Origin of the sequence: Actinopolymorpha rutila, assembly GCF_013407855.1 — a bacterium.
GTDB lineage: Bacteria > Actinomycetota > Actinomycetes > Propionibacteriales > Actinopolymorphaceae > Actinopolymorpha > Actinopolymorpha rutila.
Map to the genome: position 1 here is coordinate 1643621 of NZ_JACBZH010000001.1, position 15519 is coordinate 1659139.

Consider the following 15519-nt stretch of genomic DNA (forward strand, 5'->3'; position numbering starts at 1 on the left):
ACGCCCACCCCCGGGCAGGTGTCGATGGTCCGAAGCCGGCGACCTCATCGACCTCATCGACCGGTACCGGTAGCGCTCTTCGACCCCGGCTCGGCCGAGGTGTCCGACGCGTCGTCGGTGCCCTCCACGCGGACGGAGAACTGCCCACCGGCCACCCGGGCGGCGAGAAGCTCGCCCCCGCTCACCTCGGCCGGGTCGCGGACCGCGTGCCCGTCGGCCTTCTGCACGACGGCGTAGCCCCGGTCCAGCGTCGCCTTGGGAGACAACGCACGCACCCTGGCGAGCTGGTGGTGCAGGTTGTCGTCGGCGCGGTCCAGCAGCTGCCCGACACAACGGTCGGCGCGGTCCCGCAGCGCCACGATCTGCTCGGCGCGGCGTCCCAGGTCACGCTCGGGGTCGCCGAGCGCCGACCGGGCCCGCAGCGTGTGCAGGCCGGTCAGCTCGCGGTCCAGCCACGCGCCGAACAGTTGGCGGGCGCGCCCGCGCAGTGCGTCCACCCGGGCGGTCTCCTCACCCACGTCGGGCACGATCCGGCGGGCCGCGTCGGTGGGTGTGGAGGCGCGTACGTCGGCCACCAGGTCGAGCAGCGGTGAGTCCTGCTCGTGCCCGATCGCGCTCACCACCGGCGTACGGCACTCGGCCACGGCACGGATCAGGCCCTCGTCGGAGAACGGCAGCAGGTCCTCCACCGAACCGCCACCGCGGGCCACCACGATCACGTCCACGGTCGCGTCGGCGTCCAGGCGGCGCAGCGCCTCCATCACCTGGCCCGCGGACTGGGGCCCCTGGACGGCGACGTTCTCCACCCGGAACCTCGCCGCCGCCCACCGGCGCCGGGTGTTCTCGAGTACGTCGTGCTCGGCGGCGGAGTTGCGACCGCAGACCAGCCCGATCCGGGTGGGCAGGAACGGCAGCGGGCGTTTGCGCTCGCGGGCGAACAGCCCCTCGGCGGCCAGCAGCCGCTTGCGGCGTTCGAGCCGGGCGAGCAGGTCACCGAGTCCGACCGGACGGATGTCGGACGCGGCCAGGGACAGCGTGCCCCTCGGCGCGTAGTAGGCGGGCCGAGCGTGGACGAGCACCCGCGCGCCCTCGACCACCGGCGGGTCCACGATGTCGAACACCCGGCGCGGGCAGGTGACCTGCACGGAGATGTCGGCCACCGGGTCGCGCAGCGTCAGGAAGACCGTGGAGGTGCCGGGACGCCGGGTCAGCTGCGCCACCTGGCCCTCGACCCACACTGCGCCGAGCCGGCCGATCCACTGGCCGATCAGGTTGGCGATCTGGCGTACGGGCGCGGGGCTTTCCGGCGACGTCTGCAGGGCCATGGCCAGACCCTACGGGCCGGCGCCGACGTTCGAGCGGAGATGCCCCTTTCATCCCTTTCCAGGTCGGCCGGATGTGGGGTCACCCGCCGTGTGCGACAGGTCGGTGAAGCGTTGCCCGCGGAGCACGTGGCAAGCCTCACCCCGGCGGGCGGGCGTCCCCGCTCGGCGGGCCACCTACCATGAGTGGCATGACGTCGAGCGAACGCCGAGTCCTGCTCGCTGCCCCGCGCGGTTACTGCGCCGGAGTCGACCGGGCGGTGATCACGGTCGAGAAGGCCCTGGACAAGTACGGCCCGCCCGTCTACGTCCGCAAGCAGATCGTGCACAACAAGCACGTGGTCAGCAGCCTCGAAGCCCGCGGCGCGGTGTTCGTGGACGAGCTGGAGAGCGTCCCGGAGGGCGCGACCGTGGTGTTCTCCGCCCACGGGGTCTCACCCGCCGTGCACGCGGAGGCCGAGGAGCGTTCGCTGCGTGCGATCGACGCGACCTGCCCGCTGGTGACGAAGGTGCACAACGAGGCCCGCAGGTTCGCCGGCGGCGGCCAGGACATCCTTCTCATCGGCCACGCCGGGCACGAGGAGGTCGAGGGAACCGCAGGGGAGGCCCCCGACCGCATCCAGCTCGTCGAGGGACCCGACGACGTCGACCAGATCGAGGTCCGTGACCCGTCCCGCGTGGCCTGGCTGTCCCAGACGACGCTGTCGGTCGACGAGACGATGCAGACGGTCGAGCGGCTCCGGGAGCGGTTCCCGCAGCTGATCGACCCGCCGAGCGACGACATCTGTTACGCCACCCAGAACCGCCAGGTCGCGGTGAAGGAGATCGCTCACCAGGCGGACCTGATGATCGTGGTGGGTTCGTCGAACTCCTCCAACTCCGTACGCCTCGTGGAGGTTGCGCTGGAGGCTGGTGCCCACGCCGCCTACCGCGTGGACAACGCCGAGGAGATCGAGGACGCCTGGCTCGACGGCGTACAGGTCGTCGGCGTCACCAGCGGCGCGTCGGTGCCGGACTCGCTGGTCGATGGTGTGCTCGACCTGCTGACCGACCGCGGCTTCCCCGCCGCCGAGGAGGTCAGGACCGCCGAGGAGAGCCTGATCTTCGCCCTGCCCCCCGAGTTGCGTACGCCTCGGCGGGCCGCCTCGACGCGCTGACCCGGGCGCGGTACGCGAAAGCCGCTCGCACCGCGATTGTCACGAGCGCCACGGCGCAGCCGGCCACGATCGTCCACGACTCCCACGCCAGCCCGGCCAGCACCGCGCGTACCGGCGAGGTGGTGGTGGCGATCCGTTGCGGGTCCACGGCGGCGACCACGACCAGGCTCGCCAGCGCGGCGAGCGGCGGCAGGACGCCGGCGGTGAACATGCCGGTACGTCGTACGCCGGCCGCCACCCCGAACGCGGTGAGCACGAAGCACAGGCTGAACAGCAGGCCGACGCCGCCGGTCACCAGGATGTCGAGGAACGCGCCGAGCAGGCTGCCGCCGACGCCCACGAGCGCCGCGACGAAGGCCGGCATCCCCATCTCGCGCGGATCGGTGCTCGGCCGGCCGGCACTGCGTGCCAGGTCTTCGGGCCCTCGGAGGTCCGGTTGTGGGCGCGCCGGGGGCCGGGCCGCCTGCCGTCGGATGTCCGTCACGGTCTGTGAACCGCTCTCCTCGGTGTCCTCTGCGCGGCGCAGGCCCCTCGGCCGAAGGTCCTGCGGAATGTCGCCGGCGACGGGTTGGCGCGTCGCCGGGCCCGTGCCGCGCTGGGTGTCGTCGCGCTCGGAGGTCACGCGCTCGGGGCGGTCCGGTGACGGGAACTCGGACTGCGCCGGCTCGGGTCGCTGAGCCAGGACGGACCGCCAGGATGGTTCGGCGTCCTGCCCCTGTGCGGGGCGCGGTTTCCAGGTCTCTTCGACGTCGGCGTCCGATCCGGGCGCCGAGAAGGCGGGTTCACGTTCGGCGGGTGTGGCGGGTGTGGACGGGGCGACAGTACGTCGACGTCTGCCCTTGCCGGCACTGGAACCGGCACCGGCCGAGCCTGTGTCGCCCGAAGTCGGTCGTGCGCCGGCCAGCCCCCGTGAACCGCCGCGTGTCGTCGGCTCGACATCTGGTTCGAACGTGTCGTCGCTCAGCGCGACAGGCAGCGGGTGCGTCCGGTGTTCGGCTGACCGGGGCAGCCGGGAAAGTGCGGCGTCGTGCTCGTCGAGGTCCAGGTCCGGGTTCGTGTCCTGGTTCGCGTCCGGGTTTGCCGGGATGGTCTCCGACGACGGTGTCACGACACCGTCCGGCCGGCTCGGAGCAGTCGGCTCGACGAGCGGCGGGACCGGCGTGGGCGCCTCGTGGGCTGTCTGGTCCGGGGCTGGAGAGGAGGTCCTGGCCCGCCGTCCCGGGCGGACAGGCCGGTCTTCGACGAGCGGGCCGAGCAGGGACGTGCCGGCCGTCGGCGGCGGCCAGGCGGCGCGCTCCGCCCGGGTGGGCAGGTCCGCGGGGAGGGGGACGGCCACCCGACGGCCGCGGACTGCCGGGCCGTCCGGTGCCGGCGGGGCCTCGGCCGCCGACGTGGCGATACGTCGACCGGCGGGCCGCAGGGCGGGCTCGATCGGGGTACGGTCCCGCCGCGTCGAGTCGACCGGCGGGCGTTCCCGGCGCGGTCCCTCGATCGGCGGGCGTTCCCGCCGGCGAATCCCGGCCTGGGCGCGCTCGGCGCGCGGTGGTGGCGGGTACGACGCGTCGGCGTCGTCCCGGCCGCGCCGGCTCTCCTCTGCTGCCAGAATCGCGGACTGCCGGTCCGCGAGTGGCGTCGTCCATGACCTCGCCTCGGCTGGCGCCGATGGCGACCGACCCTGCACGCGTGGCTCCTGCACGGCAGAACGATATTGGGGCCACCGGCGCGGCGTCACCCGGCCCGCCCGAAACGATCATGAGAATTGTCGAACGAACCGGAGCGGGCTCTGCGGTCGGCGCCGCCCAAGCATCGCGTCGCGGTGCGCAGCACCACGTCAGCCCGCACCACGTCACCCCTCTCCGACCCGGCGGACCGCACGTGCCTCGGCGGCCGCTCCGACCAGCTCGGCCGCGGCGAGGGGCCGGACCGCCTGCTCGACCGGAGCGGGCGCCTGCAGGTCCTCGTCGGTCACCTTCAGCTCGTGCAGCCGGCGGGCGCTGACCAGCACCCTCGTCTCCAGCGACCCGACGGCCTCGTTGTAGGAGCCGACCGCGCCGTTGAGCGACCGCCCGAGCCGGTCGAGGTGCCGGCCGAGTCGGCCGAGCCGCTGGTAGAGCTCCCGGCCGAGCTCGAAGACCTCCCGGGCGTTGTGGGTGAGGGCCTGCTCGGTCCATGCGTACGCCACCGTGCGGAGCAGGGCGATCAGGGTGCTCGGCGTGGCCAGGATCACCCGGCGTTCGGCGGCGTACTCCAGCAGCGTGTGGTCGGCCTCGAGCGCGTGGGAAAGGAACGCCTCACCCGGCATGAACAGCACCACGAACTCCGGCGTCGCCGGCAACCGGCGCCAGTAGCCCTTGCCGGCCAGGGCGTCGACGTGGTGGCGGACGTGCCGGGCGTGCCGGGTCAGCCGCTCGGCGCGGGTCCGGTCGTCGGGTGCCTCGGCCGCATCGAGGAACGCCTCCAGCGGCACCTTGGCGTCGACCACCACGTGCTTGCCACCGGCCAGGTGGACCACCAGGTCGGGCCGGTGGATGGCGTCGGTGTCACCGTCGGTGTTGGTCGCGCTGTGCTGGAAGCTGACATCGACGTGGTCGACCATGCCCGCGAGCTCGGTCACCCGGGCGAGGTGAAGTTCCCCCCAGCGGCCCCGCACCTGTGGCTTGCGCAGCGCGCTCGCCAGAGCGCCGGTCTCCTTACGCAGGGCCTCACCGGTGAGGCGTACGGCGTCGACCTGCTCGCGCAGGGTCGACTGCAGCGCCACCCGAGACTCCTCCAGCTGGCGCAGCCGCCCGTCGAACCGGTCCAGGCTCTCCTTCACCGGCGCCACCACCGTCTCCGCGGCCCGCACCCGGGCGTCGGTGAGGTCGAGCAGCTGCCGGCTGGACTGGGCGAGCGCGTCGGCGGACAGGGCCTTGAACTGCTCGGCCAGCGAACGCCGGTCGGCGGTGAGCTCGGCCAGCCGGCCCTCGGCGGCGTCCCGCTCGGCGCCGGCCCGCGCGAGCGACTCCGCGATCCGGACCCGCACCAGCAGCGCGCCGATGGCCAGTCCGACCGCCAGTCCCACGGCGAAGGCGAGGAAGATCGTCCCGTTCATGGCGACCACTGTGACGGAGACCACCGACAAGTCCCGGTCCGCCGCGCCGGGGTGCACGCTCGCGCAGGCAGCGCCCCCGTGCGCCCGCCGCGCCGGAGCCACGCTCGCGTAGGCTTGCGGCCCGTGGCCTTGTCGATCGGAATCGTCGGACTCCCCAACGCCGGGAAGTCGACCCTTTTCAACGCTCTCACCGCAAATGACGTGCTCGCCGCCAACTACCCGTTCGCGACGCTTGAGCCGAACGTCGGCGTGGTCGGCGTACCCGACCCGCGGCTGGACGTGCTGGGCCGGATGTTCGAGTCGGCGAAGGTCGTACCCGCGACGGTGCAGTTCGTCGACATCGCGGGCCTGGTGCGCGGTGCGTCGGAGGGTGAGGGGCTCGGCAACCAGTTCCTGGCCCACATCCGCGAGACCGACGCGATCTGCCTGGTCACCCGGGCGTTCCGCGACCCCAACGTCGTGCACGTCGACGGCGAGGTCTCCCCGGCCGGCGACATCGGCACGATCACGACCGAGCTGATCCTCGCCGACCTGCAGACCATCGAGAAGGCGCTGCCGAGGCTGGAGAAGGAAGCCCGGCTGAAGAAGGGCCTGGCCGAGACGATCGAGGTCGTACGCCGGACCCAGACCGCCCTGGAGAAGGGCGTCACCGCGTACGCCGCCGGTGTCGACCTGGCCGCGCTGCGCGAGCTCAACCTGCTCACCGCCAAGCCGTTCATCTACATCTTCAACTGCGACGAAGGCGAGCTCACCGACGGCGCGGTGCGCGCCGAGCTGACCGAGCTGGTGGCGCCCGCGCAGGCGATCTTCCTGGACGCCAAGATCGAGTCGGAGCTGCTGGAGCTCCCGGCGGAGGAAGCCGCGGAGTTGCTGGCCTCGACCGGGCAGGAGGAGTCCGGGCTGAAGATGCTGGCCAGCGTGGGGTTCGACACCCTCGGGCTGCAGACGTTCCTGACCGCCGGCCCGAAGGAGTCGCGGGCCTGGACGATCCGCAAGGGTGCCACGGCACCGGAGGCGGCCGGCGCGATCCACACCGACTTCCAGCGTGGGTTCATCAAGGCCGAGATCGTGTCGTACGACGAACTCGTCGACGCGGGCTCGATGAACGAGGCGCGGTCGCGGGGCAAGGTCCGCCTGGAGGGCAAGGACTACGTCATGGCCGACGGTGACGTCGTGGAGTTCAAGTTCAACGTCTGACCGGGCGCGCGGCCGGGGTGGTACGCGCCTATTCTGTGCCGCGTGAACCTGGAGTTCAGCGGCGAGCTGTGGTTCTGGCGCGGGCCGGCGCCGTGGCACTTCGTCACCGTTCCCGAGGAGGAGTGCGGTGAGCTGGCGGCGACCTCGTCGTACGTCACCTACGGCTGGGGGATGATCCCGGTCACGGTGCGAATCGGCGCGACGGAGTGGACGACGTCGCTGTGGCCGAAGGACGGCGGGTACATCGTGCCGGTCAAGACCTGGGTACGCCGGGCCGAGGGGCTGGAGCTCGGCGACGAGGTGACGGTCAGCCTGGACGTCGGCGCCTGACCACCCGGCCGGATCTTGGCTACGGTGTGTTGATGCCTGACGCGCTGTTCGCCGACTCCCGGCTCGCCGAGATCTACGACTGGGTGGACGCCGACCGGAGTGACCTGGACATCTACGCCGCGATGGTCACGGAGTTCGGTGCCCGCAGCGTGCTGGACGTCGGGTGCGGGACGGGCACCTTCGCCTGTCTGCTCGCCGAACGCGGAGTAGAGGTCGTCGGCGTCGACCCGGCGGCGGCCTCCCTGGACGTGGCGCGGCGCAAGCCGGGGGCCGACGGGGTGCGCTGGCTGCACGGGGACGCGACCACGCTGCCGCCGTTGCGGGTGGACGTCGCCACGATGACGGCGAACGTCGCGCAGGTCTTTCTGGCCGACGACGACTGGGCGGCGACCCTGCGCGGCGTCCGGGCGGCGCTTGCCCCGGACGGCCGGCTGGTGTTCGAGACCCGGGTACCAGAACGGGAGGCGTGGCGGGAGTGGAGCCCCGGCCACTCCCGCAGCCGTACGCACGTACCGGGAATCGGCATGGTGGACACCTGGGTGGAGACGACGGAAATCGACGGCTCGCTGGTCAGCTTCCAGGGGACCTACGTCTTCGAGGCCGACGGCTCGGTGCACACCTCCCACTCCACGTTGCGCTTCCGGAGCCGCGAGGAGGTCGAGGACTCCCTGGCGGCGTCGGGATTTGCCGTGGACGAGGTCCGGGACGCACCTGACCGGCCCGGGCGGGAGTACGTCTTCGTCGCCCGCCCGGTCGGTCAGCACGTCCCGGATCGACCCCGTGGTCTTTCCAGCGGGCCGGGTCAGCCCTCCTCGATCTGACGTACCTCGGCACTGACGGTCCAGTTCTTCGGGTGGATCTCCAGGAACCGCCGGACCCACTCCACCGCCTCGGCCTTGTCCCTGGTCTCGGTGATGGAATAGCCGCCGACGACCTCCTTGGTCTCGGTGAACGGGCCGTCGGTGCTGCTGATCTTCCCCTCGGACCAGGTGAGCCGGGTTCCCTCGGCGGTGGGGAAGAGCCCGCGGGTCTCCCGCATCACGCCGGCCTTGTTGATCTCCTCGAACAGCGCCGCCGCGCGTCCCTCGAAACCGGGGTCGGGCTCCTGGCCGGGCAGGGTGTTCTCGTCGATGCGGATCATGGTCAGGAAACGCGGCATGCCTGTGCTCCTCGATCAGTCGGGACGGCGGGCCGACCCCGCCGCTCACCCCTCCTTCGAACAACGAGCGGCGGGATCGACACCGCTCCCGAACTTTCTTCGAGGAACTTTCCGGGCGCAGGTCTGGCGCTAGTCGGGCGCCAGCCGGCGGAGGTGCCGGTCACCGGGGTGTTGATCGCCGGGGTGTTGGTCGCCGGGCCGAGCCCGCGGCAACCGGAGGCGGGCTCGTACCCGCTGCCGGCGACTGGAGTCGGTCGGGTCGGTCGGGTCGCTCCGCTGGGCCGGTGGCGGCCCTCCGCCGAGATGACGGTCCCGGTGCCGGCTCACGTCGGGGCGAGCGAGCAGGGCGATGGCGATCGGCTTCGCCGTGGAGACGTCGACGTCCGCACCTTTGAAGACGCGTACGCGCACGCTGGCGAGGAGCCGGGCGGAGTTGGCCCGCTCGGGCTTGCCGAAGGCGTAAATTTGGCCGCTGATGAGGCGGCCACGGTAGTCGAGAACCCAGCTCTCCAGAAGTCCGCGAGCGATGGATTCGGGGTCTCGGCTGAACCAGCCGGTGCGGATCACGACCGGCGTCCATCGCCCCTCAGGAGTCGTGGACGCGATCTCGTAGGTGTAGAGCTCCCTCATGAGAACCCCCTCGGGTTCGCGGTCGGCACGCTTCGTCGGGAGCCGTGACCGTCGCCTGACACCAGCATCGGTGTGAAATGACCGACAGGTCAACGCGTTAATCGAAGAGATATGTGAGTGGATATTCATCGAGACAGAGATTTCTCCCCCGACATTGCGTACCGGCCAATCCGGATCGGCGCTGGCTACCTTCGGCCACGGTCTGTCCTCTCATGATCGACATCAATTAGATTCGGCCCGCCATTCGCGCCCACCGCATGTCGTCCGAAGCCGGGGAGGAGCATGGGAACCCGCCAGATCCGCGAGCTCCGCGGGACTCGCCGGACCAACCGGATCAGCCGCCGGACGTTTCTTCGCGGCGCCGCGCACGCGGCCGGTGGTGTCGCGGCCACAGCCGGAGTGGTCGGCGCCGGGACCCTGACGGCCGGCTGCGGCCTGAACCGCGACGGAGCACTGGGCGACGGCACCGGCGAGATCACCGTGTGGACATGGCCCGACAACGACCGGATGTTCTTACAGACGATCCCGTCGTTCGAACGCAGGTATCCGCGGATCAGGGTCCGCGTGCAGGGATTCAGCGGGACGTTCAACAGCAAACTGCTCGGCGCTCTGGTGTCCGGCACCGGACCGGACGTCGCGATGGTGGAGATCACCAACGTCTCCAACTTCAAGAGCAAACCGGGATTCGTCGACCTGTCGCGCAAGCCGTTCGGTGCGGCCGCGATGGCCGGGAAGTACGCCGACTTCTCCTGGAAGTACGTCGCCGACGACCGGTCCGGCCGCATCTTCGCATTGCCCAAGAACACCGGCCCCGGCGGCATGTTCTATCGCCGCGACCTGTTCAAGACCGCCGGCCTGCCGACCGAACCCGCCGACGTGCACGCGGCGATGCGTGACTGGCCGACGTTCGTCTCGGCCGGCCGCAAGCTCGCCGTGAAGGGCCAACGCTGGCTGCTGGACGACCCCGGTCAGTTGGTCGCCGTCCTGCGCAACCAGGCAGGCGTGTCGTACTTCGACGCCTCCGGTACGCCGCAACTGGACAGCGACATCGTGGCGAACGCGCTGGAGTTCGCGGTCGGCCTGCAGAAGGACGGGCTCCTCGCGCCCGACATGTCCTCCCAGGAACGCGGCGCGGCGATCAACGAGGGCGCGATCGCGACGTTCTTCTCCGGTAACTGGTTCGGTGGCCTGCTGAAGGCGCAGTACGCGCCGAAGAGCGCCGGCAAATGGGGTGTGGCGCTGGCGCCGGCCACCGACGGTGTGAGCGCGTTCAACTACGGCGGCGACTTCATCGGCGTCCTGCAGGCCAGCACCAACCAGCTGGCCGCCTGGGAGTTCGTCAAGTGGGTCACCCAGGACCCGGTGAGCCTGGCGGCGATGTACGGCCGCGATCTCTATCCCGCCTGGAAGCCGGCGTGGAAGAGCGACTGGATCAACAAGCCCGACCCGTACTACGCGAACGAGAACGTCAACACCGTCTTCAGCGAGGTGTCCGCCACGATGCGACCGCCGGTGACGAACCCCAACGACGCGCTGGCCAGCACCGCCCTCTCCAACGCCGTCACCGACGTCGTGCACGGCGTCCGTACGGTCCGGGCGGCGTTGCGGAAGGCGCAGGCCGACCTCGAGGACAAGGTCTCGTGAGCGGGGGAGAGGTCAGGGACCAGGCCGGCACCCGAACCCGGCTCGCCGGTCGCGCGGGCTCCGGCCCGGCGGCGGGTGCGTCGTCGTCCGGGCTCGGTGACCGGATGCGAGCGCACAGCAACTTCTACCTCATGGTGGCGCCGTTCTTCGTACTCTTCGGGGTCTTCGGGCTGGTGCCGATCGTGGCGGCGTTCTGGATCGGCTTCACCGACTGGGACGGCCTCGACCCCGCGCACTTCGTCGGGCTGGACAACTACGTGTCCATCGTCACCGACCCGACGTTCGGCAAGGCGGTGTTCAACACCGTCTACATCTGGCTGGGTTCGACGCTGGTGACGGTGGGGGCGGCGTTCGTGCTGGCCTACCTCATCAACGAGTACGTCGTGTTCGGGCGGAGCTTCCTGCGGATGGTCTTCCTCCTTCCGCTGCTGGCCGCCCCCGCGGTGATCGCGATCATCATGAGCGTGCTGTTCTCCACGAACGCGGGCCTTGTCAACGGGTTCTTGTCGTTCGTCAGCGGCGACCGGGTGACCCTGGACTGGCTGGCGTCGACGGTGTGGATCAAACCGATCATCATCGTGATGATCACCTGGCGGTTCCTCGGCTTCCACATGCTGTTGTTCGTCGCCGGGCTGCAGTCGATCCCGAGGGAGCTGTACGACGCGGCACGGGTCGACGGGGCGAGCGGGCGGCAGGTGTTCGCCCGGGTGACGGTGCCCCTGATGCTGCCGATCATCTTCTTCAGTGCCACGTCGTCGACAGTCGGCGCGTTCCAGCTCTTCGACGAACCCTTCGTGCTGACCAACGGAACCGGCGGCACCGACCAGTCCGCCGAGGTGCTCGGCACGATGCTCTACCGCACCGCGTTCACCGACTTCCGCTTCGGTACGGCGTCGGCGTTGTCGTGGGTGATGTTCGCCCTGATCGCGGTGTTCACGGTCGTCAACAGCAGGTTGCTTCGGGTGCGGACATGACGGCGGTGCCGGTGGTGTCGGTACCGGTGCCGGTGTCGACGGCACTGTCGTGGGAGGGAGTGGGATGAACGGTACGGGATCGCCGGTGGCCCGGCGGGCCATCACGGTGATGATCTACCTCGTGGTGCTGGTGTTCGTCCTGCCGTTCTACTGGATGGTCGTACTCGCCACGCACGACAACGCGTCCATCTACCACTTCCCGCCGCCCCTGCTGCCGGGCGGCAACCTGTCGGCGAACTGGACCCGGCTGGTCGAGGTCGTTCCCGTACTGCGCGCCATGGGCAACAGCATCCTGGTCGCGGTCGCGCACACCGCGCTGGTGCTGGTGCTCGCCTCGCTGGTGGGGTACGGCTTCTCGCGGTTTCGCCAGGCGCCCGGCGCGCGCTGGATGTGGCGGGTGCTCCTGGCGACGATCTTCATCCCGGGCCTGGTCGGCCTCATCCCGTGGTACGTCCTGATCGCCCGGCTGGGCTGGATCGACACGCTGTGGCCGCTGATCATCCCGGGCGCGGCGAACGGGTTCGCGGTGTTCTGGATGCGGCAGGTCATCACCCAGACCGTCCCGACCGATCTGTACGACGCGGCGCGCATCGACGGCGCCTCGGACTGGCGGACCTACTGGACGGTGGTGCTGCCACTGATCCGGCCCGGCCTCGGCGCGCTGGGGGTGTGGACGTTCATGGGCACCTGGACGGCGTTCCAGATTCCGCTGATCGTGCTGAACTCGCAGCAGAACTTCACTCTCCCGCTGGCCATGGCCAACCTGAACACCTTGTACGGACAGGACACCGCCGCGGTGATGCTCGGGAGTGTGATCAGCGTGCTGCCGATCTTCGTGGCGTTCCTGCTGGCGGCGAAGCAGTTCATGGCCGGGCTGACCGCGGGTGCGCTGAAGGGCTGAGGCCGTCGAGGAGTCCGGCACCTCCTCCGGTCAACGGGCGAGCTCGTCGGCCAGGGCGCTGATGCGTCCGGCCAGCTTGACGTCGTTGTCGGTCACCCCGCCCATCGCATGGGTGGTCAGCGAGAACGAGACGGTCGTCCAGCGGATGTCGACGTCGGGGTGGTGGTTCATCTGTTCGGCGGCCTGCGCCACCCGGTCGACCAGACCGATGCCGGCCATGAAGCTTGGTGCGGTGACCGCGCGGAACAACGCACCCGGGCGTGCCTCCCAGCCGGGTAGGTCGCGCAGGGCCTCGGTGATCTGGTCGTCGCTGAGCAGCTGTGCCATGACAGAACGCTGTCCTGTCCGTGCGTCGAGGTCAAGTTCCCACAGGACACGCGAACGGCGTGGTTTTCCACAATGCGCGGATCTTGGCCGGACGCCCTCGGGCACCGAGCGAAAGCGGCAGGAGGGGCGTGGATTCTTCCGCGGAAGAATCCACGCCCCTCTGCTTTGTCGACGGCGGGCGTACGCCTGGTCCTCAGACCTCTTCGCGCTGGTCGCGGCGGAAGATCTTCGAGCCCAGCCAGACCAGCGGGTCGTACTTGCGGTCGACGACGCGTTCCTTCATCGGGATGATCGCGTTGTCGGTGATCTTGATGTGCTCGGGGCAGACCTCGGTGCAGCACTTGGTGATGTTGCACATGCTCAGACCCGCGGCCGACTGCGCCAGCTTGCGCCGGTCGTTGGTGTCCAGCGGGTGCATGTCGAGTTCGGCGTACCGCAGGAAGAACCTCGGCCCCGCGAACGCCGGCTTGTTCTCCTCGTGGTCACGCACCACGTGGCAGGTGTCCTGGCACAGGAAGCACTCGATGCACTTGCGGAACTCCTGGCCCCTCTCCACGTCGACCTGCGACATCCGCCGCTTGCCGTCGGCGTCCGGCGCGGTCGGTGCGAACGCCGGGACCTCCTTGGCCTTCTCGTAGTTGAACGAGACGTCGGTCACCAGGTCCTTGATCACCGGGAACGTCCGCATCGGCGTCACCGTGATCGTCTCGGATTCGTCGTACTCCGACAGCCGGGTCATGCACAACAGCCGTGGCCTGCCGTTGATCTCCGCGCTGCACGAGCCGCACTTGCCGGCCTTGCAGTTCCACCGGACGGCGAGGTCGCCGGCCTGGGTGGCCTGGAGGCGGTGGATCGCGTCGAGGACGACCTCGCCCTCCTCGACCGGGACGGTGAAGTCGGCGAGCGCGCCGCCGTCGACGTCGCCGCGCCACACCCGCATGGACAGGTCGTATCCCATCACTTCTCCTCGAAGAGCGCCTTGAGCTCGGCCGGCATCTGCGGTAGGGGCTGGATCGCGAGTTCGACCGAGTCGTTGCGCCGCCGCAGGACGATGTTCTTCGTGCCCCAGTCCTGGTCCGTCATCGGGTAGTCGTCGCGGGTGTGTCCACCTCGGCTCTCGGTCCGGGTCAGCGCCGCCTTCGCGATGCACTCCGACACCCAGAGCATGTTCTGCAGGTCGATAGCCAGGTGCCAGCCCGGGTTGTACTGGCGGTTGCCCTCCACCGTCAGGTGCCGGGACCGTTCGGCCAGCTTCTCGATCTCGCCGAGCGCCTGCTCCAACTCATCGGCGGTGCGGATGATGCCGACCAGGTTGTGCATGACCTCCTGCAGGTCCTTCTGCACGGTGTAGGGGTTCTCGCCGCCCTCCTCCGAGAACGGCGCCAGCGCCGCGTCGGCCGCCACCAGCACCGCGTCGTCGTCCACCGTCACCGGCGCGTCCTGGGTGCGCGCGGCGTAGTAGGCGGCGTTCAGGCCCGCCCGGCGACCGAACACCAGCAGGTCCGACAGCGAGTTGCCGCCGAGCCGGTTGGAGCCGTGCATGCCGCCCGCGACCTCACCCGCGGCGTACAGGCCGGGGACGATGGACGCGGCGGTGTCCGGGTCGACCTCCACACCACCCATCACGTAGTGGCAGGTCGGCCCGATCTCCATCGGCTCGCGGGTGATGTCGACGTCGGCCAGCTCCTTGAACTGGTGGTACATCGACGGGAGCCGCCGCATGATGTACTCCGGGTCGCGCCGGGAGGCGATGTCGAGGTAGATCCCGCCGTGCGGGGTGCCCCGGCCGGCCTTCACCTCGGAGTTGATGGCCCGGGCCACCTCGTCGCGGGGAAGCAGCTCAGGTGGGCGCCGGTTGTTCTTCTTGTCGGTGTACCACCGGTCGGCCTCCTCGATCGAGTCCGCCGTCTCCGCCTTGAAGAAGTCCGGGATGTAGTCGAACATGAAGCGCCGGCCCTCGGAGTTCTTCAGCACCCCGCCGTCACCGCGTACCGACTCGGTGACCAGGATCCCGCGCACCGACGGCGGCCACACCATGCCCGTCGGGTGGAACTGCACGAACTCCATGTTGATCAGGCTCGCGCCCGCCCGCACCGCCAGCGCGTGCCCGTCGCCGGTGTACTCCCAGGAGTTCGAGGTCACCTTGAACGACTTGCCGATGCCGCCGGTCGCCAGCACGACCGAGGGAGCCTCGAACGTGATCAGCCGCCCGCTCTCGCGCCAGTAGCCGAACGCGCCGGCCACCCGGTCGCCGTCCTTGAGGATCTCGGTGATCGTGCATTCCATGAACACGTCGATCCCGAGGGCGACCGCGCGTTGCTGCAGGGTGCGGATCATCTCCAGGCCGGTACGGTCACCGACGTGGGCGAGCCGGGCGTACCGGTGGCCGCCGAAGTCGCGCTGGGAGATCAGCCCGTCCTGCGTACGGTCGAACAGCGCGCCCCACTCCTCCAGCTCGAGCACCCGGTCGGGCGCCTCCTGGGCGTGCAGCTGGGCCATCCGCCAGTGGTTGAGCATCTTGCCGCCACGCATGGTGTCGCGGAAGTGCACCTTCCAGTTGTCCTCCGGCCAGGCGTTGCCCATGGCCGCGGCGATCCCACCCTCGGCCATCACCGTGTGCGCCTTGCCGAGCAGGGACTTGCAGACGATCGCCGTGCGTGCGCCCGCGTCGTGGGCGGCGATCGCGGCCCGCAGACCGGCGCCGCCGGCACCGACCACCACCACGTCGTAGGAGTGCCGCTCGCCTGTGTTGCGTGGTTCGACTGTGCTCATGCGATGTACCTCGGT

The 15519-nt window shown here is 70.3% G+C and carries 15 protein-coding genes; 7 read left to right on the forward strand and 8 right to left on the reverse strand.

What is annotated here, in order from left to right:
* Positions 1 to 53 precede the first annotated feature (53 nt).
* Positions 54 to 1325 carry an exodeoxyribonuclease VII large subunit gene (gene xseA, locus F4554_RS07290; RefSeq protein ID WP_179786681.1) on the reverse strand — a complete coding sequence of 424 codons (1272 nt, stop codon included), beginning with the start codon at positions 1323 to 1325 and terminating at the stop codon, positions 54 to 56.
* 179 nt (positions 1326 to 1504) lie between these two features.
* Here xseA and F4554_RS07295 point away from each other — a divergent pair, with 179 nt between their 5' ends.
* Positions 1505 to 2479, forward strand: coding sequence for a 4-hydroxy-3-methylbut-2-enyl diphosphate reductase (locus tag F4554_RS07295; RefSeq protein ID WP_179786682.1), 975 nt, complete (start codon positions 1505 to 1507; stop codon positions 2477 to 2479).
* Here F4554_RS07295 and F4554_RS07300 read toward each other — a convergent pair.
* Positions 2400 to 4175, reverse strand: coding sequence for a DUF6542 domain-containing protein (locus F4554_RS07300; protein WP_179786683.1), 1776 nt, complete (start codon positions 4173 to 4175; stop codon positions 2400 to 2402). The genes F4554_RS07295 and F4554_RS07300 overlap by 80 nt on opposite strands.
* A 150-nt stretch (positions 4176 to 4325) precedes the next feature.
* Positions 4326 to 5570 (reverse strand): DNA recombination protein RmuC, encoded by a 1245-nt coding sequence (locus F4554_RS07305; protein WP_202889182.1) that lies wholly within the window; start codon positions 5568 to 5570, stop codon positions 4326 to 4328.
* A gap of 123 nt (positions 5571 to 5693) precedes the next feature.
* On the opposite strand from F4554_RS07305, the gene ychF reads away from it, so the two are divergent.
* From ychF to F4554_RS07320, 3 genes are read left to right on the forward strand one after another with little or no spacing between them, the layout of a single operon-like run.
* Positions 5694 to 6767 carry a redox-regulated ATPase YchF gene (gene ychF, locus F4554_RS07310; protein ID WP_179786685.1) on the forward strand — a complete coding sequence of 358 codons (1074 nt, stop codon included), beginning with the start codon at positions 5694 to 5696 and terminating at the stop codon, positions 6765 to 6767.
* Between the two features lie 42 nt (positions 6768 to 6809).
* Positions 6810 to 7097: a DUF1905 domain-containing protein gene (locus tag F4554_RS07315; RefSeq protein WP_179786686.1), complete on the forward strand. Its 288-nt coding sequence runs from the start codon at positions 6810 to 6812 to the stop codon at positions 7095 to 7097.
* Positions 7098 to 7129: 32 nt separating this feature from the next.
* Entirely contained in the window at positions 7130 to 7918 is a 789-nt protein-coding gene (locus F4554_RS07320; protein WP_179786687.1) for a class I SAM-dependent methyltransferase, read from the forward strand.
* Here the strand turns inward: F4554_RS07320 and F4554_RS07325 are convergent.
* Positions 7900 to 8256: a YciI family protein gene (locus F4554_RS07325; RefSeq protein WP_179786688.1), complete on the reverse strand. Its 357-nt coding sequence runs from the start codon at positions 8254 to 8256 to the stop codon at positions 7900 to 7902. The two genes, F4554_RS07320 and F4554_RS07325, sit on opposite strands and share 19 nt — an antisense overlap.
* Before the next feature lie 129 nt (positions 8257 to 8385).
* Positions 8386 to 8886, reverse strand: coding sequence for a hypothetical protein (locus tag F4554_RS07330; RefSeq protein ID WP_179786689.1), 501 nt, complete (start codon positions 8884 to 8886; stop codon positions 8386 to 8388).
* A gap of 282 nt (positions 8887 to 9168) precedes the next feature.
* Between F4554_RS07330 and F4554_RS07335 the strand changes: the two genes are divergently transcribed.
* The 3 genes from F4554_RS07335 to F4554_RS07345 all read left to right on the forward strand — a co-directional run bounded on the left by F4554_RS07335 (position 9169) and on the right by F4554_RS07345 (position 12405).
* Positions 9169 to 10530, forward strand: a complete 1362-nt coding sequence (locus F4554_RS07335) for an extracellular solute-binding protein (RefSeq protein WP_179786690.1) — start codon at positions 9169 to 9171, stop codon at positions 10528 to 10530.
* Positions 10527 to 11504 carry a carbohydrate ABC transporter permease gene (locus F4554_RS07340; RefSeq protein ID WP_337795916.1) on the forward strand — a complete coding sequence of 326 codons (978 nt, stop codon included), beginning with the start codon at positions 10527 to 10529 and terminating at the stop codon, positions 11502 to 11504. The genes F4554_RS07335 and F4554_RS07340 overlap by 4 nt, the downstream gene beginning before the upstream one ends.
* 64 nt (positions 11505 to 11568) lie before the next feature.
* Positions 11569 to 12405 (forward strand): carbohydrate ABC transporter permease, encoded by an 837-nt coding sequence (locus F4554_RS07345; RefSeq protein WP_179786691.1) that lies wholly within the window; start codon positions 11569 to 11571, stop codon positions 12403 to 12405.
* Between the two features lie 30 nt (positions 12406 to 12435).
* Here the strand turns inward: F4554_RS07345 and F4554_RS07350 are convergent, their stop codons facing one another.
* The 3 genes from F4554_RS07350 to F4554_RS07360 all read right to left on the reverse strand — a co-directional run bounded on the left by F4554_RS07350 (position 12436) and on the right by F4554_RS07360 (position 15504).
* Positions 12436 to 12732: a 4a-hydroxytetrahydrobiopterin dehydratase gene (locus F4554_RS07350; RefSeq protein WP_179786692.1), complete on the reverse strand. Its 297-nt coding sequence runs from the start codon at positions 12730 to 12732 to the stop codon at positions 12436 to 12438.
* Positions 12733 to 12925: 193 nt separating this feature from the next.
* Positions 12926 to 13690, reverse strand: a complete 765-nt coding sequence (locus tag F4554_RS07355; protein WP_179786693.1) for a succinate dehydrogenase/fumarate reductase iron-sulfur subunit — start codon at positions 13688 to 13690, stop codon at positions 12926 to 12928.
* Entirely contained in the window at positions 13690 to 15504 is a 1815-nt protein-coding gene (locus F4554_RS07360; RefSeq protein WP_179786694.1) for a fumarate reductase/succinate dehydrogenase flavoprotein subunit, read from the reverse strand. The genes F4554_RS07355 and F4554_RS07360 overlap by 1 nt, the downstream gene beginning before the upstream one ends.
* Positions 15505 to 15519 lie beyond the last annotated feature (15 nt).